Origin of the sequence: Streptomyces triticagri, assembly GCF_003429565.1 — a bacterium.
GTDB classification, from domain to species: Bacteria; Actinomycetota; Actinomycetes; order Streptomycetales; family Streptomycetaceae; genus Streptomyces; species Streptomyces triticagri.
In genome coordinates this window covers 88,182-111,685 of the sequence record NZ_QUAK01000013.1, presented here as the reverse complement: position 1 = coordinate 111,685, position 23,504 = coordinate 88,182, and the positions used below count along the sequence as shown (strand labels likewise).

The window sequence follows — 23,504 nt, the reverse complement described above, 5'->3', positions numbered from 1 at the left end:
GGCTTCTGACCCGGGCCGCCCCCGCCGTACGACGGGAGCGGCCCGGCCGGGTCAGCGCTTGGCGTGGCGCCCGCGCGGCGCCGCGGACGGGCCGTCGCCGCCGCCCTGGGCCGCGGCCTTCTTGGACTTGCTGCGGGCCCGCAGGAACTCGATGACGATCGGCAGCACCGAGATCAGGACGATGCCGACGAGGATCGCCTCGATGTTCTTGTGCACGAACTCGACCTTGCCGAGCGCGGCGCCGAGCAGCGTGACACCGGCGCCCCACAGGACACCGCCGATGACGTTGAACGTGATGAAGGAGCGGTAGTTCATCCGGCTCACACCGGCGATGATCGGCGTGAACGTCCGCACGATGGGCACGAAGCGCGCCAGGACCAGCGACTTCGGGCCGTGCTTCTCGAAGAACTCGTGCGCTTTCTCCACGTTCTCCTGCTTGAAGAGGCGGGAGTCCGGGCGGGTGAAGAGGGCGGGGCCCACCTTGCGGCCGAAGAGATAGCCCACCTGGTCACCGATGATCGCGGCGAGCACGACGAGCACGCAGACCAGCCAGAGCGGCTGGTCGAGGGTCCCCGAGGTCACCAGCAGGCCGGTGGTGAAGAGCAGCGAGTCACCCGGAAGGAAGAAGCCGATCAGCAGACCCGACTCGGCGAAGACGATGACCAGCACGCCGATCAGGCCGAACGTCGGGATCAGATAGTCCGGATCGAGCCAGCTTGGTCCGAGCGCAAGCGTCATCACGGGTCCGGGCTCCTGGGGTGTCGTGTACGGAAACGGCCATGCGGCCGCCCAAAAGTATCAACGCAGCAATTCTGCCCCCGGTTCCACCCCGCGCCACCACCCTGTGCGCGGGCTGTGCCGGGGCTGTCCTTTCCGGGTGCGGCGGGCGGCCGCCGGGGGAAAGCTGGTCGGGACGGCGACCACGAGGCTGCGCGGCAGCGCGGGAGGCAGAGATGGGCATCGAGGACTTCGGGGGCGGTCAGGCGGCACAGTCGGACGTCCTGGTGGTGACCACCAATGACGTACCGGGGTTCCAGGTGGAGCAGATCATCGGCGAGGTCTTCGGCCTGACCGTGCGCTCGCGCCACCTCGGCAGCCAGATCGGCGCCGGCCTCAAGTCGATGATCGGCGGCGAGCTGAAGGGGCTCACCAAGACTCTGGTGGAGACCAGGAACCAGGCGATGGAGCGCCTGGTCGAGCAGGCACGCGCGCGTGGTGGCAATGCGGTCCTGATGATGCGCTTCGACGTCACCGAGGCCGCCGACGTCGGCACCGAGGTCTGTGCGTACGGGACGGCCGCGGTCATCTCGCGCAAGGACTGACACCCCGATGTCCCTGCACCGCGGCGGCACCCCGCACATCCCGGACGACGCCGAACGCCGGCTCGCCCTCAACCCGTTCTACGGCGAGGCGAACCCGGTGAGCGGTATGACCGCCGCTCCCCCGCGGCATCGGCTGCCCGACGGCCCGGTGCCGCCGGCCACCGCGTACCAGCTGGTGCACGACGAGCTGATGCTGGACGGGAACTCGCGGCTCAATCTGGCGACGTTCGTCACGACCTGGATGGAGCCGCAGGCCGCGGCCCTGATGTCCGAGTGCCGCGACAAGAACATGATCGACAAGGACGAGTACCCGCGGACGGCCGAGCTGGAGCGGCGCTGTGTCGCGATGCTCGCCGACCTCTGGCACGCGCCCGATCCGGACGCCGCGGTCGGCTGCTCGACGACGGGGTCGAGCGAGGCCTGCATGCTCGCCGGGATGGCGCTCAAGCGCCGCTGGGCCCGGCGGAACGCCGACCGCTATCCCTCGGCGGACGCCCGGCCGAATCTGGTCATGGGCATCAATGTGCAGGTCTGCTGGGACAAGTTCTGCAACTTCTGGGAGGTCGAGGCCCGGCAGGTGCCCATGGAGGGTGACCGCTTCCACCTGGATCCGGAGGCGGCCGCCGCGCTCTGCGACGAGAACACCATCGGCGTGGTCGCGGTGCTCGGCTCGACGTTCGACGGGTCCTACGAACCGGTGGCCGAGCTGTGCGCGGCGCTCGACCGGCTGCAGGAGCGCACCGGACTCGACATCCCGGTGCATGTGGACGGCGCCTCGGGCGGCATGGTCGCGCCGTTCCTGGACGAGGATCTGGTCTGGGACTTCCGGCTGCCGCGGGTCGCGTCGATCAACACCTCGGGCCACAAGTACGGACTGGTCTACCCGGGGGTCGGCTGGGCGCTGTGGCGATCGGACGCGGAGCTTCCGCAGGAGCTGGTGTTCCGGGTGAACTATCTGGGCGGTGAGATGCCGACCTTCGCCCTGAACTTCTCCCGGCCGGGCGCGCAGGTCGTGGCTCAGTACTACACGTTCCTGCGGCTCGGCCGGGAGGGCTACCGTGCGGTGCAGCAGACCTCACGGGACGTGGCGCGCGGACTGGCGAACCGCGTCGAGGCGCTCGGCGACTTCGAACTGCTCACCCGCGGCCGCGAGTTGCCGGTCTTCGCGGCCACCACGGCCTCCGACGTCACGGCGTACGACGTCTTCGACGTGTCCCGGCGGCTGCGGGAGCGGGGCTGGCTGGTGCCCGCGTACACCTTCCCGGCGAACCGCGAGGACCTGGCCGTACTGCGGGTGGTGTGCCGCAACGGCTTCTCCGCGGATCTGGCGGAGCTGCTGCTGCAGGACCTGGAGCGGCTGCTGCCGGAGCTGCGCCGGCAGCAGGGGCCGATGGGCGGGGACCGGGCGAAGGCCGTCCCCTTCCACCACTGAGCACCCGGGGACCGGGCCCGTGCCCGGTCCCCGGCCCGCAGTCACTTGCTCAGGGCCCGGAACCGCCGTACCGCCAGCGGGAAGAACACCGCGACGATCGCCACCGGCCACACCACCGCGAGCAGCAGCGCATGCTCCGCCGCCCACGAAGTGCCCGCGCCCCCGCCCGCGTTCCCGAACAGGTCGCGGGTCGCGGTCGCCGTGGCCGACATCGGGTTCCACTCGACCGTCGCACCGAGCCAGCCCGGCATCGACTCGGGAGTCGCGAAGGCGTTGGACAGGAAGCCGATCGGCCAGACGAGGATCTGCACGGCGGCGACCAGCTCCGGCCGGCCCGCGACCATGGCCAGATGGATGCCGAGCCAGAGCATCGCGAACCGCAGCAGCAGAAGCAGCCCGATCGCCCCGAGGAACGCGCCGAACGAGCCGTGCCAGCGCCAGCCGACCGCGGCCCCCACCCCGACCAGGACCAGGAGCGACACCGCGGACTGCAGCATGTCCGCGGCCGACCGCCCGACCAGGACCGCACCGTCGGTCATCGGCATCGCCCGGAAGCGGTCGACGACGCCCTTGTTGAGGTCCTGAGTGACCGCGACCATCGTGGCGTCCAGGCCGAAGGCCATGGTCAGGGCGAACATGCCGGGCACCAGATACTCGCGGTAGTCGCCCGCGACCCCCGCCCCGCCGCCGATGAGATAACCGAACATCAGCAGCAGCATCACCGGGAAGGCCAGGCCGACGACGAGCTGCACGGGCTGCCGCGCCCAGTGCGCCAGTTCGCGCCGTGTCATGGTCCAGGAATCGGTCACTGCCCAGCCTGCCGTGCTCATACGGACACCTCCTGCGCCGTCGTCGCCGCCGTATCGTCCGCCCGGTCCGACGGGTCGCCGGTCAGGTGCAGGAAGACCTCGTCGAGGGTGGGCCGGCGCACCGCCACGTCCTCCGCCTCGATCCCGGTCTCCTCCAGGGCCCGTACGACCGCGGACAGGGCCGCCATCCGGTCCGCGACGGGGGCGCTGACCAGGCGCCGGTCCGGGTCGGTGGTGACGTCCGCGGTGCCGGCCCGGTGGCCGATCAGGGCGGCGGCCTCGGTGAGCCGGCCGGCGTCGTGCAGCACGACGTCGATGCGGTCGCCGCCCGTCCGCGACTTGAGCTGGTCGGCGGTGCCCTCGGCGATCGCACGGCCCTTGTCGATCACCGAGATGCGGTCGGCCAGCTGGTCCGCCTCCTCCAGGTACTGGGTGGTGAGCAGCACCGTGGTGCCGCCGCCGACCAGCGAACGGACCGCGTTCCACACCTCCGTGCGGCCGCGCGGATCGAGCCCCGTGGTGGGTTCGTCCAGGAACAGCACCTCCGGTTCGGTGATCAGCGAGGCCGCCAGGTCGAGCCGGCGCCGCATGCCGCCGCTGTACTGCTTGACGGCCTTGCGCCCGGTGTCGGCGAGCTCGAAGCGCTCCAGGAGCGCATCGGCCCGCTCGCGCGCCCGGCGTGCGCCGAGGTGGTAGAGCCGGCCGAACATCTCCAGGTTCTGCCGGCCGCTGAGCTCCTCGTCCAGGGCCGCGTGCTGGCCGAGCAGTCCGATCCGGGAGCGCACCTCACGCTGCCGCCGCAGTACGTCGAGGCCCGCCACCTCGACCTGCCCCGCGTCCGGGGTCAGGAGCGTGGCCATGACGCGTACCGCCGTGGTCTTGCCCGCTCCGTTGGGCCCGAGCACGCCGTGCACCGTGCCCCGTCCGACGGTGAGGTCGAGCCCGTCGAGGGCCCATTTCTCCCCGAACTTCTTGCGCAGTCCTTCGACGACGATCATCACGCCTCCTTCCGTAGTCAAACTTGACCACTCGGGGAAGGTAGTGCCCCGAGAGCGATTGGTCAAACTTGATTAATGAGCGGAGCCGCCCGGCGCGAGCCCGGTCAGGCGACGTCCCCGGGGTGCCGCTCCCCCGTCGCGTACGGGTTCTCGTCCTCGTCCTCGAGCACCGCGACGAAGGGCTCGCCCTCGCCGGCGAAGACGTACGCGCCGCCCTCGATCCGCTCGATCAGACCGCGCGTCCACTCGCGGCCCGCATCGGCGGTATGCAGCCAGAGATTCATGATCTCGCCGATGTGCCCGTACGACTCGGGGCCGTCCTCGCCCGGGGTGTAGTGCTCGCGTACGCCGCGCCGCCACTCCTCGATGCCCTCGATCCGGGCACGGAGCAGCCGGAGCGCCTCGTCCCGCGGCAGGTCCACGATGAAGCCGACCGCGGCCGACTGCACGTCCATCTTCTGGTCGTAGGAGGTCAGGTACTCGCGCAGCATCGCGAAGAACTCCTCGGTGCCGCGCTCGGTGATCTCGTACTCGGTACGGGGCGGGCCGCCGGCGGTGGACGGGGCGACCTCGTGCGCCTTCAACAGGCCCTGTTTCGCCATCTGCTTGAGCGCGTGGTAGATCGAACCCGGCTTCCCGTTCGACCACTCGTGCGCGCCCCAGAACTCGAGGTCGTTGCGCACCTGGTAGCCGTGCGCCCGGCCGTGCTGGCGGACGGCGCCGAGGACGAGCAGCCGGATCGCAGACATGCCCCTGCCTTTCCATTCAAGTTTGACAAGGCTACCCGGGCATGCCCTCCCCCTCCCCGGCCGCCGCCTCCTGCGCGACCAGCTCGAAGGCGGTCCTGCCGTCGAGGGACTCCCGGATGATGTCCGCATGGCCCGCGTGCCGGTCCATCTCGCTGATCAGGCGGAGCAGCAGCCAGCGCAGCGAGACGTCCTCCTTCGGGAACCACGGCTGGTCCGGCAGCGAGAAGGTCTCATCGAGGCTCGGCGCGGACCGTACGAAGTCCTCCAGGTCCTTCGACACCTGCGCCCAGTAGGCGAGTTGGGCGGGAATCGTCTCGTCGCCGATCAGGCGGAAGCACTCGTGCCAGTTGGACTCGTCGCGGGCGACGGCCGGCGGCACGCCCTTGGCGTAGGACAGCCAGTTCTGCTCGACCTCGGCCACGTGCTTGAGGAGTCCGGAGAGGGAGAGCTCGCTCGCGCTCGGCCTGCTCGCCGCCTGCTCCTCGGTGAGGCCGAGCAGCGAACGGCGGATGCCGCCGCGCCCCTCGTCCAGGAATCCGAGCAGCGCGCCGAGCTCGTCGCCGTGAGCCTCTGCGGGTACGTGAGCCACCATGACGGGACCGCCCTTTCGATCCGGAGCCGGCCCTTCGCCGACTTCCTGCGACCGAATCTACGGACCCTTGCGGTCAGTCCCTGTCCGCAACGAGCGGCCACATCCTCAGAGCGGGAAACCGGCCCTGCCGTGCTGCACGGAGATCCACTTCTGGGTGGTGAAAGCGTCCACGGCCGAGTCGCCGTTGAGCCGGCCGAGCCCGGAGTTGCGCTCGCCGCCGAAGGCGACCGACGGATCGTCCTGCACCGTCGCGTCGTTGACGTGGAACATGCCGGTCTCCACCCGCCGCGCGAAGCGCACCCCACGCTCCACATCCGCCGTGTGCACGGCCCCGCCGAGCCCGTACAGGGTGTCGTTCGCCAGGCGTACGGCATGCTCCTCGCCGTCGAAGGGGATGAGCAGCGCGACCGGCCCGAAGATCTCCTGGCGAAGGACCGGGGAGTCCACCGGAAGGCCGGTGAGCACCGTCGGCTCGACCAGATTGCCGACCGTGCGGCCGTGCAGCAGGGCCGTCGCGCCCTCGGCGAGCGCCAGGTCGACGGTGGCGGCGATGGCCTCGGCCTGCGAGGCGTTGATGACCGGGCCTATCTGGGTGCCCGGTTCGCGCGGGTCGCCGGTCTTCAGGGCCCGGACCTTGGCGAGGAACTTCTCGGTGAACTCGGCCTCGACGGAGCGGTCGACCAGGATGCGGTTGGCGGCCATGCAGACCTGCCCCTGGTTCACGAAGCGGCTGAAGACCGCCGCGTCCACCGCGTAGTCCACATCCGCGTCGTCGAGGACCACCAGGGCGCTGTTGCCGCCGAGTTGGAGCACCGAGCGCTTGAAGTGGCTCGCCGTCACGGCCGCCACATGCCGTCCGACGCGGTCCGAACCGGAGAACGAGATGACCTTCGGCACGGGGTGCTCGAGCAGCGCGTCCCCGATCTCCGCGATGTCCGTGACCACCACGTTGAGCAGGCCCTTCGGCAGGCCCGCGGCCTCGAAGACCCGGGCGACCAGGCCGCCGCCGACCACCGGGGTGTTCTGGTTGGGCTTCACCACGACACCGTTGCCAAGGGCCAGGGCGGGGGCGACGGACTTGAGCGTGATGAGGAAGGGGAAGTTGAACGGGCCGACCACCCCGACCACCCCGACCGGGAGCCGGACCAGGCGGTTCTCCCGCCCCGGGGTCGGCGAGGGCACGATGCGCCCCTCCGGGCGGAGCGCCAACTGCACGGCCTCACGCAGGAATTCCTTCGCCAGATGGACCTCGAGGGAGGCCTTCAGACGGGTCCCGCCGAGCTCGTCGACGATCGCCTCGACGATGTCGTCCTCGTACTCCTCGGTGACCTTCAGGGCCCGCTCGATGACGTCGCGACGGGTGAAGGGACTCTCGGCGGCCCAGGCCTGCTGGGCGCGCTCGGCCGCCCGATAGGCCTCGTCGACCTCGTAGCGCGTGGCCACCGTGATCGCGGCGAGCTTCTCACCGTTGTACGGATTGAAGTCGATGATGTCCCACGAGCCGTTGCCGGAGCGCCACTCGCCGTCGATGTACTGGTGCGCCAGGTCGGTGAAGAAGGACATGCGACCCCTTACCCGGGCGCCGGTGCGCCGTCGATACCCCTGCTGCTTCCCTGAGTTGCTGCTGGGCTGCCTCTGCGTCTGATGTCACGTCATCGTACTGGCGTTTCACGAGAGTTGGAGTAGACCACGCAGAAGATCTCGGGTGTCCGATGGCGAGGGGCTGTCTTCGATCAGACCCTCCATCGCCCTTTCGTACTGGGCCACTTCCTCGCCCTTGTCGAGGTAGAGGGCGCTGGTGAGCTGTTCCAGATACACCACGTCCGAGAGGTCGGACTCCGGGAAGCGAAGCAGCGCGAAGGAACCGGACTCGCCGGAGTGGCCGCCGAAGCTGAACGGCATCACCTGGAGCGTCACGTTCGGCCGCTCGGAGATCTCGATCAGATGCTCCAACTGCCCCCGCATGACCTCGCGGTCGCCGTACGGGCGCCGCAGCGCCGCCTCGTCGAGGATGCAGTGCAGGCGCGGGGCGCGCTCGGAGACGAGTATCTTCTGGCGCTCGAGCCGCAGGGCGACACGGCGGTCGATCTCGGCCCCGGTCAGGTCACCGCCGCCGCGCTCGACCACGGCGTGCGCATACGCCTCGGTCTGCAGGAGTCCGTGCACGAACTGGACCTCGTAGACCCGCAGCAGGGATGCGGCGCCCTCGAGTCCGACGTACGTCTGGAACCAGCCGGGCAGGACGTCCGAGTAACTGTGCCACCAGCCCGCGACGTTGGCCTCCTTGGCGAGGCCGAGCAGCGGCCCGCGTTCGGCCTCGGCGGAGACTCCGTACAGCGTCAGCAAGTCCTCGACGTCCCTCGCCTTGAAGCTCACCCGACCCAACTCCATGCGGCTGATCTTGGATTCCGATGCACGGATCGAGTAGCCGGCCTGTTCCCGGGTTATGCCGCGCGACTCGCGCAGCCGGCGCAGCTGCGAACCGAGCAGGATCCGGCGCACCACCGACCCGCCACCGGCCTCGACGGCGCCCGATCCCGGCGATCCCCACGGCTGCCCTGCAGTCACTGCGTCAACCCTCCCCATCACTCAGGCCCCGGATTCTGCCATTAAACGCTCCACCCCGTACACGATCGGTTACGGAAACAGGTCCCTCACAGAACAGCTACGAAAGAAGTCACAGGAAGAAATGACCTGGAACCGGTACGGGATCGTCCAACTCCGGCGCGTGCACGTGCATCTGCCCTTGCATCCGCCCTACGCATTCGGAACGATGGGCCGCGCGCACCACCGCAACATCGCTACCGCCGCGAAACCGGGGAGTGCCTCGCATGGGGACGAACGGATCAACCATGCTCGAGCCGTTAAGGCAGGGGCTACCCCCCATCGACCCCTCGGCCGTGTCGAGCGCAGCCGTCTGCTCGCTGCCCGCGCGGTACGACGCGGTGCGCGGGGCCCGCCGCTTCACCCGCCGGACCCTCGACAACTGGCAGCTCGGCGAGCGCTTCGACGACGTCGCCCTGGTCGTGTCCGAACTCGTCACCAACGCCCTGCGGCACGCGCTGCCCGCCGACACCCCGCGCGACGACGAGCCTCCCGTACGACTGCATCTCATGCACTGGACCTCGCGCCTGGTGTGTGCCGTGCGCGACCCCAGCCGGGAGTCGCCCGCCACTCCGGACGACGAGGAACTGGCCGATTTCTCCGCCGAGTCGGGGCGCGGACTCTTCCTCGTCGACTCGTTCAGCGACAGCTGGGGCTGGCATCCGCTGGCCGGGCGGCTGAGCGGGAAGGTCGTCTGGGCGCTCTTCCGGCTGACCGAAGAGAGCTGACGCCTGCGCGGGGCGGCGGGACGGCGCCGGCCGCGCGGGCGGGGAATCTGGTACGAGCCGGTCAGCTGCCGGCTATGAGGTGGTCGAACTCCCCGTCCTTCACGCCGAGGAGCATCGCCTCTATCTCGGCCCGGGTGTAGACCAGGGCCGGCCCGTCCGGGAAGCGCGAGTTGCGCACGGCGACGTCGCCGCCGGGGAGCCGGGCGAATTCCACACAGGAACCCTGTGAGTTGCTGTGCCTGCTCTTCTGCCAGACGGCACCGTGGAGCTCTGTGGCCGCCATGCCGTTGTACGCGTGGTGCACAGGACGCTCCCGTGAACTGTCCCCGTGGGACGGTGACTGATGAGGCAACATTGATGCAGCGGTCAACTGCCCTGGATCATAGCTGTGTTCACATGCCGATGCATGGGCAGATGCACGTGCACGCGGGGTGTTTGCCTGGTTACAGCCCTTGTCGACCCCTTGCCGAGCTTCGCACGGGGCCCTCACCCGACCCTCACAAACCCGCTCCGGCCGCGGCCCCTTTGGTAGCTTGGCCCGGCTTCGATCCGAGGCCCACGAACTCTCATTGGGGGACTTTCCAGTGCTGAAGCACGTACGCACCTGCGCCGCCGCCGCGGCCGTCGCCGCCGTTCTCGCCGTGAGCGGATGCAGCAGCGACAGCGGGGACGACGGCAAGAAGGACGAGAAGCCGTCGGCGAGCGACAACGGCCAGGGCACGTCCGGCGGTTCGGGCGAGACCGAGGCTCCGGACGGCGGCGCGACGGGCAGCATCGAGGGCAGCTGGGCCACGGTGGCGGACGGCAAGCCGCTCGCCCTCGTCGTCCAGGGCACCCGGGTGGCCATCGCCGGCGCCCATGTGTGCAGCGGGACCGCCACCGAGGAGGCCGGCGAGCAGACGCTCAAGCTGTCCTGCAAGGACGGCAACACCGACCGTACGAAGGGTGTCGTCACCTCGGCCGACGACAAGACCCTGAAGGTCAAGTGGGACGGCGCCGGCGAGGAGACCTTCGCCAAGGCCGACGGCAAAGAGCTGCCGGAGGGCCTGCCGACGGAGGGGCTGCCCAACTCCTGAGCGGGGTGCGGTAGTCAGCGGGGCGAGGGTCCGTCCGGGGGTTGCTGGGTGCCGGCGGGCGGCTTCGTGTCCCTGGACGGCTGTGCCGAACTGTCCGTTCCGTGCACGGACATGGGGACGTCCGTGGTGCCCAGGGCGTCCGACAGTTCGCAGAAGGACTCCATCAGCAGGTCCGCGCCCTGCCGCACGACGCGGTCCGGGACGCCCTCACCCGTCCATGCGTCCAGGGCCGCGCGGATGGGCGCCCAGTCGGGGACGCGGCGTTCGCGCACCGCGCGCGCCGCGTCCTTCGTGCCCTCCTCGATCGCGTCGGCGAGGTGCGCCGCGGACGGCACGGGTGTGGTGCCGTGCTCCGGCAGATGTGCCTCCATCAGCATGGCCGCGCGGGCGATCTGCGCCAGCGCGTGCTCGGCGTCGTCCGCCGCGGAGTGCGAGAGGCCGCGGTGACGCACCGGTTCGCTCTGCGCCCTGGCCACCGCGTCCTGCCAGGCCAGTCTGGCGGTACGGGCGTCGAGCAGGGTGTCCCGTACGGCACTGTCGGGATGGTCCGCGGGCTCCGCGTAGTGGCGGACCACGGCCGCGGCGTATCTGCCGTCCGCGGCCAGCCAGTCGGCGAGCCGGTTGCGCAGCCGGGGCGTCTCCCAGGCCGGGTAGAGCGCGTAACCCAGCATCGCGAGCAGTCCGCCGACCAAGGTCAGGAGCACGCGCTCCGGGACGGTCTGGGTCCAGGCCTCGCCGCCCATGCCGAGCAGGAAGACGACGTACGCGGAGATGGTCACCTGGGAGACCGCGTATCCCGTACGCATCAGCAGGTACGTCAGGCCCGCGCAGACGATCGCGAGCGTACCGGCGAGCGCGGCGTCGGGGCTGAGCAGCTGCACGATGCCGGTGGCCAGGCCCACCCCGAGCAGAGTGCCGCCGAAACGGGCGACGGCGCGGCCGTACGTCTGGGAGAAGTCCGGGCGCATCACCATCACGGACGTCATCGGGGCCCAGTAACCGTGTCCGAGCGGCAGTGCGTCGCCGATCAGATAGCCGGCGACGCCGACCGCCGTGACCCGGATCGCGTGCCGGCGCACCGGGCCGTTCCGCCGGAGCTGATCGCGCATGGCGCGCAGGGCGAGCGGGATCAGGGCGAGGAGTGAGGGGCGGACGAGGAGGGCGGGGCGGGGGGCTTCGGAGTCGCCCGGGTCGCCCGGGTTGTTCGGGTCACTCGGCTCAGTTGTTTCGCCCGGACCCGGATGTTGCGGCTCGTCGGCGTCGTCCCGGTCGGCGGGAACGCTGACCTTCGGGGTGGGGCGGGTCTCGGACGCCGTGGCGTCGTACGGGGTGGACGGCTCGCCGGGCCCGGGGTCGGTCCCCTCTGTCTTCGCCGACGCGTCGGGCGGCGTCGCCGACGAGGCCGGGGCGTCCGGGCCCTTCGGCGCCGATGTCGGGGCGTAGGGATCGTCGGCGAGCAGGCCGGGCAGCAGCGTGGCCCAGCGGCTGCCCGGGCCGTGGTCCGGGTCCGGTGGCGCGCCGGCCGCCTCCGCGACGTCGTCGAGCAGGGCGGTGAGGCGGACCGCTGCCCGGTGGGCCGGGCCGGTCAGTACGGCCTCCGTGTCCGGTGTGCGCAGCACGGCGAGCGCCGGCGGCGGCAGGCGTACGGGCTCGCCGTGCCGGACCGCGCGGGCCGCGGCGTCGAGGACCTGGCCCGCGGCGGCGAGCAGCTCGCGGACCCGTTCGCGGTCCGGGCCCTCCTCCGGTACGCCCACGGCGGGGTCCGCGAGAGAGGCGAGCACCGGGCGGATGCGTTCGGCGAGGCCGCGGGAGCCGCGCAGGTCGGCGGGCCGTCTGCGGGCCTGGCGCCGGGTCACGGCGGCGGCGTCCCTGGCGGTCATCAGCGGCGCGGGGTCGAACGGCGCGACCGGATCGTGCCGCAGGCGGCGCGCGTAGTCCGCCTCCGCGGCCAGCGCGTCCGCCAGGGCGTCACGCTGCGCACCCCATCTGCGGACCGGGAACAGCACGATCAGCGCGGCCTGCACCAGACCGCCGCAGACGATCATCGCGGCGTGGCCCGCGGCCTCCAGGATGCTGGTGGGCAGGGTGATGGTGATCAGCATGATCGCCACGTTGGAGGAGGCCAGGATGCCGACGGTCGGGCCGGCCGACCAGCTCAGCCCGGCGAGGAAGATCCACAGCGCGAGCAGGGCGAGGAAGAGCACGGGTCTGGGGCCGGCGAGATAGCCGAGGAAGGTACTGATCCCGAGGCTCACGCCGGATGCGAGAGCGAGCACGGGCCGCGGCCGCCAGCTGCGCTGGAACGTCGCGATGGCCGCCTGGAACGCGCCGAAAGCGGAGCTCGCGGCGGCGGCGGGGCCGAACAGCTCGAGGCTCACGCCGACGATGACGGCGAGGCCGACGGCGGCCCGTACCGCGATCAGCGGCTCGAGCCGCTTCCGCTCCACGCTCAGCCCGGAGCGGGCGGTGTCACGAAACGCTCGCAGCCAGCTCATTTGGCGAGAATAAGACCGATCGAGCCCGTCCGATGCTCGAGCACGAAGACCACCGGGACCACATCAAGCCCGTCCGGCGATTGCGGACGAGGCCGCCAGGCCGATCGCCTGGAACGGGACCGGCTAGAAGCCGGTTGCGCGCTCCGCGGCTCGCGCTCCGTCGTGCCAACCCGCGAGGTCGTCGGCGCCGCGGACTCGCGTGGACGTCGTGTCGGGGAACAGTTTCTGTGCCCGCGCAGCCACCGCGGCGTCCCGCGCGGTGACCGCAGGGAGGAGATCCCGCGGCGCCTCCTCCTCCGCCTCGCGCGCCGTCGCCGCGAGGCGGTGGCCGATGCGGTCCGCGTACGCGAGCTGGAACGACTGGCGGAAGGTCTTCGTCCGGCGGCGGCCCGCCGCCCGCTGCTCCGCCTCCGCGACGGTCATCGCAGCCGTGCCCTGCACCAGCAGCGAGGCGTACAGGACCTCCACCGCCGCCAGGTCGCTCCCGTACCCGATCACGGTCGAGAAGCCGAACGGCTCGCTCCAGACCGCCCGGCAGTGGTTCGCACGGGCCACCGCGTCCAGGAGGATCGCCTGGGCCGTCTCGTACGGCCGCTCGACACCGATCCGGCAGGCGGCGGGGGTGTCCGCGGCCGGGGCGTGCCCGGCCAGGGCCGCCGCGTCCAGGCTGTGCCGGGCCATCAGCTCCTGCGCCTTGGCGCTGAGCGCCTCGGCCTCCGCGGGATAGCCGGTGGCCTCCGCCTTGGCGAGCAGTGCCCGGATCCGGGCGGGGACACGAGCCTCCGGGTGCGGCGGCGGTACGTGTACGGGGGTGCCGGGGGCCGGGCCGACCGGCTCGATCGCGGGCAGCGCGAGCAGCAGGCGGTACAGCTCGAGCAGTGCCGTGGCGTACAGGAAGGGATCGCGGGGCGGGTCGCCTGCGGGCAGGTCGTCGAGCTGTTCACGCCAGCCGGGCGGGAGGGCGGCGGGATCCGTGCCGTAGGTGCCGGTCTCGTGCCTGATCAGTTCCGCCGCGAGGGAGACGGGGTCGGGGCCGAGCTCGCGCCGCACCATGCGGATCACGTCGACGGGCTGCCAACCGCGCTGCCAGGCCCTGCGGACGAAGTCCGTGCCCCTCCGGAACGCTTCCGTCCGGTCCTCGCCGCGGGCGGCGAGGAGCGCGGCACCGGTGTCGAGACCGGTGTCGTCGCGGCGGCCGGCCGGGGCCGAGTAGAGGGCCGCGGCGAAGGCCCGGTCCACCACGGTCTCGGTCGCCATGCGGCTGCCTCCTGCAGGGGTCGTCGGGTGGGTCTCGTGTGCTCGAGGGCTTGTCCTCGTGTGCGCTTCAACGCTCACACTCACCGACAAGTGCCCGCGCCCCGGATCGGGGCCGGATCAGGGAGGAACCGTATGCGTTACCGCACCATCGGCACGGACCCGGGTACCCGGCGCGAGGTGAGCGTGCTCGGCCTCGGGGCCATGCTGTTCGGCACCAGGACGGACGAGAAGACCTCGTTCGCGCTGCTCGACCGGTATGTGGAGGCGGGCGGCACCTTCATCGACACCTCCGACAACTATGCCTTCTGGGAGAACGGCGGCCAGGGCGGCGAGAGCGAGCGGGTGCTCGGACGCTGGCTGGCCGACCGGGGGATCCGCGACGAGGTCGTCATCGCCAGCAAGCTCGGCGCCCGGCCGCTCGCCCCCGGCACCGGTTACGTCGACAATCCCGAGGGCCTCTCCGCGCGCGTGATCCGCGAATCCGCCGAGGCCGGCCGGGAGCGGCTCGGGGTGGAGAAGCTCGATCTGCTGTACGCGCACATCGAGGACACCTCGGTGCCGCTCGAGGAGACCGTGCACGGGTTCGCGGAACTCGTATCCGAGGGCACGGTCGGCCTGCTCGGCGTGAGCAACCACTGGGCCTGGCGGGTCGAGCGGGCGCGGGGGATCGCCGCGGCGGCGGGGCTGCCGGGGTACGAGGTGCTGCAGTACCACCACACGTATCTGCGGCGGCGTACGGATCTGCCGGGTGAGCTGTCGCCGGACGGATCGCAGGGGGTGGTCGGGGGCGATCTGCTGAGCTACGTCCGCGAGTCGCCCGAGCTGGCGCTTGTCGCGTACACGCCGCTGCTGGCGGGGGCGTACGCGCGCGTGGACCGGCCGCTGCCGGCGGAGATCGCGGATCATCCCGGTACGGGGGCGCGGCTTGCCGCGCTGCGGGAGGTGGCGGCGGAGACGGGGGCGACGGTCCAGCAGGTGGTGCTGGCGTGGTTGATCGCGGCGGACGTTCCGTCCATTCCCTTGGTGGGGGCGTCTTCGGTGGCGCAGCTCGACGAGAGTCTGGAGGCGGTTGAGCTGGTGCTCTCGGGGGAGCAGGTCGCTCGGCTGTCGGGGGCGGGGGGTTGAGTTGGGTTTTGGCCGCGGGCCTCGTCGTGGTCCAGGCCGGGTCGGCCTGCGGCCTCGTCCTCAATCGCCGGACGGGCTTTCTTTGGCCCTGGCGGGCCTCGTCCTCAGACGCCGGACCGGCTCCATCTGTCGCCGGACGGGCTCTGTCTGTCGGAGTGGTTGTCAGTGGGGGCTGTTTCAATCGGGGGATGGGTGTGCGGTGGGTGGTTTCGGGGGGTGAAGGTGGGGGCGAGGTGGTGGTCGTGCCGGTGCGGGGGGACGGGGTGGTCGATGGGGCGGCCGTGCGGGAGGTGGATCTGGCGGCGGCGGTGCGGGCGCGGCCGGATGCGGTGCGGTGGGTGTGGCGGTCGACCGCCGATACGTATCCGCGGCTGCTCGCCGCCGGCGTCCGGGTCGATCGGTGCTACGACATCGAGGTCGCCGAGTCCTTGCTGCTCGGGCACGAGGGGCGGCTCGGCGAGCCGCGGTCGGCCGCCGCCGCGTTCGCGCGGCTGCACGGGCTGCCGGTGCCGGACGACCCGCCGCAGCGGGCCGTGGAGCGGGGCGCCGGCGCCCAGTCCGCGCTCTTCGAGCCCGATTCCGAGTCCAGGCAGCTCCCGCTGGAAGGCCTCCTCGAGGTCTACGCGGACCAGCTGCGCCGGCACCGGCGGACCGAGCATCCCGACCGTATGCGGCTGCTCACCGCGGCCGAGTCCGCGGGCATGCTGGTCGCGGCGGAGATGAACGCCACGGGCCTGCCCTGGCGCGCGGACGTGCACCGCCGGGTGCTCGACGATCTGCTCGGCGAGCGGTACGCGGGCGGGGGCGAGCCGCGGCGGCTCGCGGAGCTTGCGGGCGAGGTGTCGGCGGCGTTCGGCCGGCGGGTGCGGCCCGATCTGCCGGCGGACGTCCTGAAGGCGTTCGCGCAAGCCGGCATCCGGATCAAGTCCACCCGCCGCTGGGAGTTGGAGCCGCTCGACCATCCCGCCGTGCGGCCGCTCCTCGAATACAAGCGGCTGTACCGGATCTGGGTGGCGCACGGCTGGTCCTGGCTGCAGGACTGGGTGGCGGACGGCCGGTTCCGTCCCGCGTATCTGCCCGGCGGCACGGTCACCGGTCGCTGGGTGACCAACGGCGGCGGGGCCCTGCAGATCCCGAAGGTGATCCGCCGCGCCGTGGTGGCCGACCCCGGCTGGCGGCTCGTCGTGGCGGACGCGGACCAGATGGAGCCGCGGGTCCTTGCCGCGATCTCGCACGATCCCGGTCTGATGGAGGTCGCCTCGCGTCCGGGCGACCTCTACCAGGCGGTCTCCGACCGGGCGTTCGCCGGTGACCGGGAGGCCGCGAAGCTGGCGGTGCTCGGCGCGGTCTACGGCCAGACGTCCGGCGACGGCCTGAAGAATCTGGCCCAGCTGCGCCGCCGCTTCCCGCGCGCGGTGGCGTATGTGGACGAGGCGGCGCGGGCCGGCGAGGAGGGCCGGCTCGTACGGACCTGGCTGGGCCGCACCTGTCCGCCGGCGCCCGGGTCCGACGTACGGGAGGAGGCGGGGATTCCGCAGGAGGACGCGGGAGCCGGGGAGGCGCGCGAGGACGAGTGGGTGCCGGGGTACGCGTCGACGAATGTCCGGGCCCGCGGCCGTTTCGCGCGGAACTTCGTGGTGCAGGGCAGTGCGGCGGACTGGACGCTGCTGATGCTCGCGGCGCTGCGGAAGGCGCTGAGTGAAGGGGGGATGAGTGCGGAGGTGGTGTTCTTCCAGCACGACGAGGTGATCGTGCACTGTCCTCTGGCCGAGGCGGATGCGGTGGTCGCGGCGATCTCGGCGGCGGCGGACGAGGCGAGGCGGATCGCCTTCGGCCCGGTGCCGGTGCGGTTTCCGTTCAGCACGGCGGTGGTGGAGTGCTACGCGGACGCGAAGTAGCGCAGGGCTTTTCGTGCACGACCTCGACCGTGCCCAGCTCGGTTGACACGTACACGCGGCGTAGATCATGATTCCACTAGTTGACTAGTGGAATCATGGGGATCGAGGGGAAGCGCGTGTCAGACACCGAACTCCCGGGTGGACCGCCCGGGGCCTGGGCGCTCGAGGCTCGTGGGCTCGGGAAGCGATACCGGCGCGGCTGGGCGCTGCGGGACTGTTCCTTCCGGCTGCCGGCGGGGCGTATCTGCGGCCTCGTCGGGCCGAACGGCGCGGGCAAGACCACCCTGTTGAAGCTCGCCGCGCAGCAGGCGACGGCGACCGAGGGGCGGCTCGCGACGTTCGGGGTGCCGGCCGCCGACTCCGCCGCACTCCCCCGGTTCGCGTATCTCGGGCAGGACAAGCCGCTGTTCAAGCGGTTCACCGTGGCCGAGACGCTGCGGATGGGCCGCGAGCTCAATCCCCGCTGGGACGGCGCCGAGGCGGAGCGGATCGTACGCGCCGGCGACATCCCCCTGGACGCCAGGATCGGCACGCTCTCCGGTGGCCAGCACACCCGGGTCGCCTTCGCGCTCGCCTTCGGCAAGCGTCCCGAACTGCTGCTGCTCGACGAGCCGATGGCCGATCTCGACCCGGTCGCGCGGGACGAGATGAGCGGTCTGCTGATGGCCGAGGCGACCGAGCGGGGCACCACGGTGCTGATGTCCTCCCATGTGCTCACCGACCTCGAGGACATGTGCGACCACCTGCTTGTCGTCGCGCGCGGCCGGCTCCGCCTGGCCGGCGACGTCGACACCCTCGTACCGGCGCACACCCTGGTCACCGGCCTCGCCGAGGACGGCCGCGCGCCCGCGGCACTCGACGCCCACACCGTGATCGAAACCCGGGTGCAGGGACGGCAGTTCCACGCTCTCGTACGACCCGCAGGTGAGCTGTCCGACGACTGGGAGACCGCCGAGCCCAGCATGGAGGAAGTCCTCCTGGCGCATCTGCGCGCACCGGACGCCCCCGCGCTGCTCACCGGCGCCTCCGACCCCGATGCCGAAGGGAACTCCGCCGCATGAGCGCCGTCCTCACCGAAACCCCCGGCCCCGGTGCCGGGCACGCACCTCGACGGCGCCTGCCGCGCGGCCTCGCCTGGCTGGTGCTCACCCAGCACCGCACCCTGACGTATCTGTATCTCGCGGTCCTGGTCCTCGGGCCGCTCTGGATCCTGTACCAGCACCACCGCATGGCCGGCCAGATCGACGCCGGCATCTCCGGCGCGGACGCCAGGATGCAGCTCGCGGGCAACAGCGGATTCGACCAACTGGCCGCCGGGCTCACCTCGTTGCCCGTACTCATCGCGGTGTTCGCCGCGGCCCCGCTGCTCGCCGGCGACCGGGAGCACGGCACGGTGCAGCTGGTGACCACGCAGTCGGTGACGCGCGGCCGGTGGGTCGCCGCGAAGGTGCTGTGGTGCCTGGGCCTCACCGGGGTGGCCGGCATCGTGCTGTCCGTGCTGTTCACCTGGTCGTGGCGCTCGCACCGGGAGTACGTGATGACCTCCTGGCTCGACGGCCAGATCTTCGACAACACCGGTCCGGTGTTCCCTGCCCTGTGTCTGTTCCTCGCCGCCGCCGGGATGACGGTGGGGCTGCTGGTCAAGCGGCAGTTGGCCGCGATGGGGATCACCTTCGTGTTCTGCTTCGCGGTGCAGATCGTGTGGGCCGAGGTCCGCGACCGGTTCGCGGCCACCCGTACCGTCTCGTTCCCGATCGACTCCGGCGAGCCGGCCGTGCTGGACAACGCCTACGAGGTGGACCGCTGGATCGGCACGGCCGACGGCAAGCTGTTCGGCTGGGGCCACTGCGCGGAGCCGACCGAGGCCGCGTCGGACGCCTGCATCAAGCAGAACGGCATCGTCAACGACGTGGTGGAGTACCTGGGTTACGACCAGATGGGCGCCCTGCAGTGGACCGGCGCGGGCATCCTGCTCGCGGGGGCGGCGCTGCTCACCGCGTTCACCGTGTGGCGGGTCGCCCGGACACCGCTGTAGGTCACGGCCCGGGGGACCGGGCCTTCGTACGGTGTCGGAAGTCCAGTAGGTCCAGTAGGTCCAGTAGGAGGAGAGGGCGGTGGTCGTGTTCCGGATCGACCGGCGCAGCGGAGTGGCGACGTATCTGCAGATCGTCCGCCAGGTCGAACAGGCGCTGCGGATGGGCGCGTTGGAAGAGGGCGACCGGCTGCCCACGGCCGCGCAGGTGGCGGCGGCCACCAAGGTCAATCCGAACACGACGCTCAAGGCGTACCGCGAGTTGGAGCGCAGGGGGCTCGCCGAAGTCCGCCAGGGCGCGGGCACGTTCATCACCCGCTCCCTCGCCCGCGCGGAGTCGGAGCCGGACTCACCGCTGCGTGCGGCGCTCGCCGAGTGGATGACCCGGGCGCAGGCACAGGGGCTCGGCCCCGAGGACGTCCGGGCGCTCTTCGATTCGGTGCACGAGGCGGCGTATCCGGCGGGCGGGGGGAGCGGGTCGTAGGGCCAGGACTGGTCGGGGGGTCAGGACTGGTCGGGGGTTCCGTCCAGGATCACGACGTACTTGCCGCGGGCCGGGGTCTCGTCGATGAGGGTCCAGTCGGCCGTGAGGTGGCCGAGGGCGGACCAGGGCTCGCCGACGGGGCCCTCGCCGATGCCCTCGTTCGTCAGGACGCGGTTGATACGGAACGTCAGCGGGCCGGGCTCGACCACGATGTCCGTGGTGCGCGGGCCGGACTCCGTGCGGGTCGTACGGAACTCCGCGGCGGTGTGCGCGGCGCCCGTGTAGTGGTGGGCCACCGACGGGTCGGGGGTGTTGCTCTCGCGCTGGGCCTGGGCCTCCGTCTCGCCGAGGAAGAGGGCGCAGAGCTGGGTGACGAAGACCGGGTCGTGGGCGGCGTCGTAGATCCAGCGGGTGCCGAGGACGCCGTGCTCGGCGGTGCCGAGGAGGGCTTCGTCGGGGGCGTCGGGGAGCGGTGCGCCGCGGTAGGTGAGCGGGGCGAGGTAGTACTGCGGGGTCTCGCCCGCGGTGTCGCCGACGACCATGAGCTCGATGCCGACCTCGCCCGCGGGGTCGTCCAGGCGGAAGCCGCCGAGGCGGGTCAGGGTGGCCGGGGACGGAGCCTTGCCCTTCGCCTGGTACCAGGGCCTGCTGGGCAGCCAGTCGCTGATCAGGTCGAGCTTGGTGGGGGTCAGGGTTGTTCGGTGCACGATCGCCATGTCAGCCACGGTAGCCCTCCCGGGTAGGGGGCGGGGGATCGGTCTGGACTGCGTCCGCGGCTTGTTCTTGTGCGCGGCCTTGCCGCGCGGGGCGCTTGTCCTCAAACGCCGGACGGGCTTCATTACACGCCCGACGGGCCTCGTTTTGGTCTGCAACCACGGCTCCCCCTGTGCGCAGCCATGCCGCGCGGGGCGCTTGTCCTCAAACGCCGGACGGGCTCCATTACACGCCCGACGGGCTTCGTTGAACGCCGGGCGGGCAGGCGCTACTTGCGTAGCAGGTTCCAGCGGGTGGTGCGGGACTTGGAGGCGGAGAGCAGGGCGTCTATGGTGGTCAACTTGACGCGGGGGCGGCCCTGTTCGTGGCCGAGGGTGGTTTCCGCGTGGTGGATGGCCGCAAGGCCGCGCGCGTCCACGACGCGGCGGTTGCGGGCGCGGACGAAGCGGGTGAAGGACTTCGGCTCCCTCGTGGGGGCCGGCAGCGCGCCCGCGACCGCGTCGGCGAGCAGCGTGCCGACCGTCTCCGCCGCACAGGTGCGGTTCGCGCCGATGCCGCCCGAAGGGCCGCGCTTGATCCAGCCGACCACATAGGTGCCCGGCATTCCGGCGACCCGTCCGCCCTCGTGCGGCACCGTGCCCGCGGCCTCGTCGAACGGCAGTCCGGCGACCGGCATCCCGCGGTAGCCGATCGCCCGCAGCATCAGACCGGTCAGGATCTCCGTGATCTCCGTACCGCCACCGCCCTGCGTACCGTCACCGGCCCGCGCACCGCCGCCGTCACCGCCCCCGGTGACCCGTACGCCCCGAACGGCCGGGTCATCGGCCGGAGTTGAGCCGGCGACCAGTTCGGTGGACGAGGAGTGGAAGCGCAGGACGATACGGCGGCCCGGCGCGGGCGGCGCCGTGAGGTCCGGCGTGGTGCGGGTGACGCCCTGCAGCAGCCCCGCCTTGTCGGACGCCGCCGCCGCGTCGATCGTGGTCCCGATGCGCGGATCGTGGTCGTCGACGAGCAGGTCGACACCGGGCAGATGCTTGAGGGCGAGCAGTTCGGACCGGGTGTACGCCGCGTCCTCGGGGCCGCGGCGGCCGAGTACGACGACCTCGCGCACCTTGCTGTCGCGCAGCGCGGCGAGCGCATGGTCCGCGATGTCCGTGCCTGCCAGCTGCTCCGGGTCCGCGACCAGGATGCGCGCCACGTCCAGGGCGACATTTCCGTTGCCGACGACCACGACGCGTTCCGTACCCAGATCGGGGGCGTCGGGCGCGGCCTCGGGGTGGCCGTTGTACCAGGAGACGAACGCGGTGGCCGAGACACTGCCGGGCAGATCCTCGCCCGGGATGCCGAGCCGGCGGTCCGTGGAGGCACCCACCGCGTAGATCACCGCGTCGTGGTGCGCGGCGAGTTCCTCCGCCGTGAGGTGCTTGCCGATCTCGACCCCCAGATGCATCCGGACCCGGGGGTGGTCGTGGAAGCGCGCGAAGGTGTCGCCGACCTTCTTGGTCGCGGGGTGGTCCGGTGCGACTCCGTAACGCACCAGACCTCCCGCCACCGGGAGCCGGTCGACGAGGGTGACCTCGGCGTTGGTGTGCAGAAGCAGGTCCTCGGCCGCGTACATGCCGGCCGGTCCGGTGCCGACCACAGCCACCCGGAGCCGCGCGAAGTCGGGCGGCAGGACCCGGTCGAACGCAGGCCGCCCCCAGGCGTGGAAGTTCGGACTGCCGGCGGCGGGCTGAGCGGCCTCCCGTACCGGAACGGCCTGTTCACCCGTCGCGTCACCGGTCACGTCACCGGTCGCGGCCGAATCCGCATCCTCGGCGCGAGCCCCCGGCCCCGTCTCGTAGTACTCCGCATTGAGCCGGATGTACTCCCGCTGCCCGCCCATCAGACTGTCCGCCGGGAAGATCGCGTCCACCGGGCAGGCGTCCGCGCAGGCCCCGCAGTCGATGCAGGCCTTCGGATCGACGTGCAGCATCTCGGTGCTGCCGAACGCCCGCTCCTCGGGAGTCGGATGGATGCAGTTGACCGGGCAGACGGCGATACAGGTCGCATCGCTGCAGCAGGTCTGGGTGATGGCGTAGGTCATGGTCCGGTCCCGGTGCGAAGAAGCCGAAGAAGAAGCCGAAGAAGAAGCCGAAAAGGAGACGTGGTTGCGGCAGCCCGGTCGTCAGATCAGGTTCGCGCGCTTGTAGAAGTACAGGGCCGGCTTGGTGAGCAGGCGGGCCGAGGCGAGGAACTCCATCAGGCCGGCGCAGCTCGAGCGCATCATCGACTTGTGGTGCTCATTGGCCGCGGCCTCGGCGAGGGCGCGCTCGGAGTCGAGGCCCGCGTTCTTGTAGACCTTCTTGTTCACCATGCTGGTGACGATGACGTACGCGGCGATCGCGATCACCAGGGAGCTGATCCGGCGGCGGACGAAGCCCGCCTTCCGCATCCGCTTGCGCGTCTCGTCGCGGGCGAACTTCATGTGGCGGGACTCCTCGACCACATGGATGTTGTTGATGGTCCGTACGAACGGCACCACCCGCTCGTCCCGCATCCAGTCCCGCTGCATGACGTCGAGGACTTCCTCGGCCACCAGGATCGCCGCATACGCGGACTCGCCGAAGGCCAACGTCTTGAAGGCGCGCCCGAGTTCGACGGCCGCGCGGTGCGGGCGGTACGGCGGGGCCTGCAGCTTCTCGGCGCCGCGCGCGAACATGATCGAGTGCCGGCACTCCTCGGCGACCTCGGTGAGCGCCCACTGGAACTGCGGATCCGTCGGGTCCTTGGCGTAGATGTCCCGCAGCACCATCTGCTGCAGGATCATCTCGAACCAGATGCCGGTGCTGGCGACCGAGGCGGCCTCCTGCCGGGTCAGCTCCTTGCGCTGCGCCTCGGTCATGTCCTGCCAGTACGCGGTGCCGTAGAGCGTGCTCCACTCCGGGCTCGCGCCGTGGAAGTCCTTGTCGAGCGGCGTGTCCCAGTCGACCTCGGTGGCCGGGTCGTACGCGAGCTTCGCCGCCGAGTCGAGCAGTCGCTGGGCGACCTCCTGGTCACTCGCCGGAAGGGACCCCGAGGGCGGAACGGTGCTGCTTGCCATGGTGCGGCTCCTCGATTCGCGTCGAGTCTGAAGATCCTTGGCCGGTGGGGCGGTTGACCGGATGTGCCGGGTACGGGGGTATGCGTGGCACACCACGGGCATACGTG

At 71.4% G+C, this 23,504-nt stretch carries 22 protein-coding genes; 9 read left to right on the top strand and 13 right to left on the bottom strand.

The genetic code is table 11. The annotated features are described in order from the left end of the window. Positions 1-51: 51 nt before the first annotated feature. Entirely contained in the window at positions 52-741 is a 690-nt protein-coding gene (locus tag DY218_RS02330; protein WP_128554177.1) for a DedA family protein, read from the bottom strand. Between the two features lie 212 nt (positions 742-953). Between DY218_RS02330 and DY218_RS02325 the strand changes: the two genes are divergently transcribed. Together DY218_RS02325 and DY218_RS02320 are read left to right on the top strand one after the other, a co-directional pair. After that, positions 954-1,322 (top strand): YbjQ family protein, encoded by a 369-nt coding sequence (locus DY218_RS02325; RefSeq protein ID WP_128554176.1) that lies wholly within the window; start codon positions 954-956, stop codon positions 1,320-1,322. Positions 1,323-1,329: 7 nt separating this feature from the next. Next, complete coding sequence (locus DY218_RS02320; RefSeq protein ID WP_128554175.1) at positions 1,330-2,754, top strand: glutamate decarboxylase; 1,425 nt, start codon at positions 1,330-1,332, stop codon at positions 2,752-2,754. 41 nt (positions 2,755-2,795) lie between these two features. On the opposite strand, the gene DY218_RS02315 is transcribed toward DY218_RS02320, so the two are convergent. From DY218_RS02315 to DY218_RS02290, 6 genes are all read right to left on the bottom strand, one after another. Then, positions 2,796-3,584 (bottom strand): ABC transporter permease, encoded by a 789-nt coding sequence (locus DY218_RS02315; RefSeq protein WP_128554174.1) that lies wholly within the window; start codon positions 3,582-3,584, stop codon positions 2,796-2,798. Continuing rightward, positions 3,581-4,561: an ATP-binding cassette domain-containing protein gene (locus DY218_RS02310; RefSeq protein WP_128554173.1), complete on the bottom strand. Its 981-nt coding sequence runs from the start codon at positions 4,559-4,561 to the stop codon at positions 3,581-3,583. The genes DY218_RS02315 and DY218_RS02310 overlap by 4 nt, the downstream gene beginning before the upstream one ends. A 104-nt stretch (positions 4,562-4,665) precedes the next feature. Further along, entirely contained in the window at positions 4,666-5,310 is a 645-nt protein-coding gene (locus DY218_RS02305; protein ID WP_128554172.1) for a PadR family transcriptional regulator, read from the bottom strand. Between the two features lie 31 nt (positions 5,311-5,341). Next, positions 5,342-5,902: a DinB family protein gene (locus DY218_RS02300; RefSeq protein ID WP_128554171.1), complete on the bottom strand. Its 561-nt coding sequence runs from the start codon at positions 5,900-5,902 to the stop codon at positions 5,342-5,344. A 105-nt stretch (positions 5,903-6,007) separates the two neighbouring features. Then, entirely contained in the window at positions 6,008-7,465 is a 1,458-nt protein-coding gene (locus DY218_RS02295) for an aldehyde dehydrogenase family protein (protein WP_128554170.1), read from the bottom strand. Positions 7,466-7,570: 105 nt separating this feature from the next. Further along, a complete protein-coding gene (locus DY218_RS02290) occupies positions 7,571-8,488 on the bottom strand; it encodes a helix-turn-helix domain-containing protein (protein ID WP_128554169.1) in 918 nt (305 codons plus the stop codon). A gap of 245 nt (positions 8,489-8,733) precedes the next feature. Between DY218_RS02290 and DY218_RS02285 the strand changes: the two genes are divergently transcribed. Beyond that, positions 8,734-9,234 carry an ATP-binding protein gene (locus DY218_RS02285; protein WP_199566592.1) on the top strand — a complete coding sequence of 167 codons (501 nt, stop codon included), beginning with the start codon at positions 8,734-8,736 and terminating at the stop codon, positions 9,232-9,234. Between the two features lie 61 nt (positions 9,235-9,295). Here the strand turns inward: DY218_RS02285 and DY218_RS02280 are convergent, their stop codons facing one another. Next, complete coding sequence (locus DY218_RS02280; protein WP_128554188.1) at positions 9,296-9,517, bottom strand: DUF397 domain-containing protein; 222 nt, start codon at positions 9,515-9,517, stop codon at positions 9,296-9,298. Between the two features lie 301 nt (positions 9,518-9,818). Between DY218_RS02280 and DY218_RS02275 the strand changes: the two genes are divergently transcribed. Continuing rightward, positions 9,819-10,310, top strand: a complete 492-nt coding sequence (locus tag DY218_RS02275) for a hypothetical protein (protein ID WP_233521307.1) — start codon at positions 9,819-9,821, stop codon at positions 10,308-10,310. A gap of 14 nt (positions 10,311-10,324) precedes the next feature. On the opposite strand, the gene DY218_RS02270 is transcribed toward DY218_RS02275, so the two are convergent. Both DY218_RS02270 and DY218_RS02265 read right to left on the bottom strand, forming a co-directional pair. After that, positions 10,325-12,805, bottom strand: coding sequence for an FUSC family protein (locus DY218_RS02270; RefSeq protein ID WP_128554166.1), 2,481 nt, complete (start codon positions 12,803-12,805; stop codon positions 10,325-10,327). Positions 12,806-12,928: 123 nt separating this feature from the next. Beyond that, positions 12,929-14,062 carry a DUF2786 domain-containing protein gene (locus tag DY218_RS02265; RefSeq protein ID WP_128554165.1) on the bottom strand — a complete coding sequence of 378 codons (1,134 nt, stop codon included), beginning with the start codon at positions 14,060-14,062 and terminating at the stop codon, positions 12,929-12,931. A 132-nt stretch (positions 14,063-14,194) separates the two neighbouring features. On the opposite strand from DY218_RS02265, the gene DY218_RS02260 reads away from it, so the two are divergent. From DY218_RS02260 to DY218_RS02240, 5 genes are all read left to right on the top strand, one after another. Continuing rightward, positions 14,195-15,187, top strand: a complete 993-nt coding sequence (locus DY218_RS02260) for an aldo/keto reductase (RefSeq protein WP_128554164.1) — start codon at positions 14,195-14,197, stop codon at positions 15,185-15,187. 188 nt (positions 15,188-15,375) lie between these two features. Further along, positions 15,376-17,085, top strand: a complete 1,710-nt coding sequence (locus DY218_RS02255) for a bifunctional 3'-5' exonuclease/DNA polymerase (protein WP_128554163.1) — start codon at positions 15,376-15,378, stop codon at positions 17,083-17,085. Between the two features lie 116 nt (positions 17,086-17,201). Then, positions 17,202-18,146, top strand: coding sequence for an ABC transporter ATP-binding protein (locus DY218_RS02250; protein ID WP_233521306.1), 945 nt, complete (start codon positions 17,202-17,204; stop codon positions 18,144-18,146). Further along, positions 18,143-19,120 (top strand): ABC transporter permease, encoded by a 978-nt coding sequence (locus DY218_RS02245; protein ID WP_128554161.1) that lies wholly within the window; start codon positions 18,143-18,145, stop codon positions 19,118-19,120. Before DY218_RS02250 ends, DY218_RS02245 begins: the two co-directional genes overlap by 4 nt. A 79-nt stretch (positions 19,121-19,199) precedes the next feature. Next, positions 19,200-19,601 (top strand): GntR family transcriptional regulator, encoded by a 402-nt coding sequence (locus DY218_RS02240; RefSeq protein ID WP_128554160.1) that lies wholly within the window; start codon positions 19,200-19,202, stop codon positions 19,599-19,601. A gap of 20 nt (positions 19,602-19,621) precedes the next feature. On the opposite strand, the gene DY218_RS02235 is transcribed toward DY218_RS02240, so the two are convergent. The 3 genes from DY218_RS02235 to DY218_RS02225 all read right to left on the bottom strand — a co-directional run bounded on the left by DY218_RS02235 (position 19,622) and on the right by DY218_RS02225 (position 23,397). Then, complete coding sequence (locus DY218_RS02235) at positions 19,622-20,317, bottom strand: maltokinase N-terminal cap-like domain-containing protein (protein WP_128554159.1); 696 nt, start codon at positions 20,315-20,317, stop codon at positions 19,622-19,624. 266 nt (positions 20,318-20,583) lie between these two features. Continuing rightward, positions 20,584-22,401 (bottom strand): FAD-dependent oxidoreductase, encoded by a 1,818-nt coding sequence (locus tag DY218_RS02230; RefSeq protein ID WP_128554158.1) that lies wholly within the window; start codon positions 22,399-22,401, stop codon positions 20,584-20,586. An 81-nt stretch (positions 22,402-22,482) separates the two neighbouring features. Next, positions 22,483-23,397: an AurF N-oxygenase family protein gene (locus tag DY218_RS02225; protein WP_128554157.1), complete on the bottom strand. Its 915-nt coding sequence runs from the start codon at positions 23,395-23,397 to the stop codon at positions 22,483-22,485. Positions 23,398-23,504: the final 107 nt, after the last annotated feature.

Coding starts and splice junctions, on each gene's coding strand:
- DY218_RS02325 (WP_128554176.1), top strand. CDS start 954: ATGGGCATCGAGGACTTCGGGGGCGGTCAGGCGGCACAGTCGGACGTC.
- DY218_RS02320 (WP_128554175.1), top strand. CDS start 1,330: ATGTCCCTGCACCGCGGCGGCACCCCGCACATCCCGGACGACGCCGAA.
- DY218_RS02315 (WP_128554174.1), bottom strand. CDS start 3,584: ATGAGCACGGCAGGCTGGGCAGTGACCGATTCCTGGACCATGACACGG.
- DY218_RS02310 (WP_128554173.1), bottom strand. CDS start 4,561: ATGATCGTCGTCGAAGGACTGCGCAAGAAGTTCGGGGAGAAATGGGCC.
- DY218_RS02305 (WP_128554172.1), bottom strand. CDS start 5,310: ATGTCTGCGATCCGGCTGCTCGTCCTCGGCGCCGTCCGCCAGCACGGC.
- DY218_RS02300 (WP_128554171.1), bottom strand. CDS start 5,902: ATGGTGGCTCACGTACCCGCAGAGGCTCACGGCGACGAGCTCGGCGCG.
- DY218_RS02295 (WP_128554170.1), bottom strand. CDS start 7,465: ATGTCCTTCTTCACCGACCTGGCGCACCAGTACATCGACGGCGAGTGG.
- DY218_RS02290 (WP_128554169.1), bottom strand. CDS start 8,488: ATGGGGAGGGTTGACGCAGTGACTGCAGGGCAGCCGTGGGGATCGCCG.
- DY218_RS02285 (WP_199566592.1), top strand. CDS start 8,734: ATGGGGACGAACGGATCAACCATGCTCGAGCCGTTAAGGCAGGGGCTA.
- DY218_RS02280 (WP_128554188.1), bottom strand. CDS start 9,517: ATGGCGGCCACAGAGCTCCACGGTGCCGTCTGGCAGAAGAGCAGGCAC.
- DY218_RS02270 (WP_128554166.1), bottom strand. CDS start 12,805: ATGAGCTGGCTGCGAGCGTTTCGTGACACCGCCCGCTCCGGGCTGAGC.
- DY218_RS02265 (WP_128554165.1), bottom strand. CDS start 14,062: ATGGCGACCGAGACCGTGGTGGACCGGGCCTTCGCCGCGGCCCTCTAC.
- DY218_RS02260 (WP_128554164.1), top strand. CDS start 14,195: ATGCGTTACCGCACCATCGGCACGGACCCGGGTACCCGGCGCGAGGTG.
- DY218_RS02255 (WP_128554163.1), top strand. CDS start 15,376: ATGGGTGTGCGGTGGGTGGTTTCGGGGGGTGAAGGTGGGGGCGAGGTG.
- DY218_RS02245 (WP_128554161.1), top strand. CDS start 18,143: ATGAGCGCCGTCCTCACCGAAACCCCCGGCCCCGGTGCCGGGCACGCA.
- DY218_RS02235 (WP_128554159.1), bottom strand. CDS start 20,317: ATGGCGATCGTGCACCGAACAACCCTGACCCCCACCAAGCTCGACCTG.
- DY218_RS02230 (WP_128554158.1), bottom strand. CDS start 22,401: ATGACCTACGCCATCACCCAGACCTGCTGCAGCGATGCGACCTGTATC.
- DY218_RS02225 (WP_128554157.1), bottom strand. CDS start 23,397: ATGGCAAGCAGCACCGTTCCGCCCTCGGGGTCCCTTCCGGCGAGTGAC.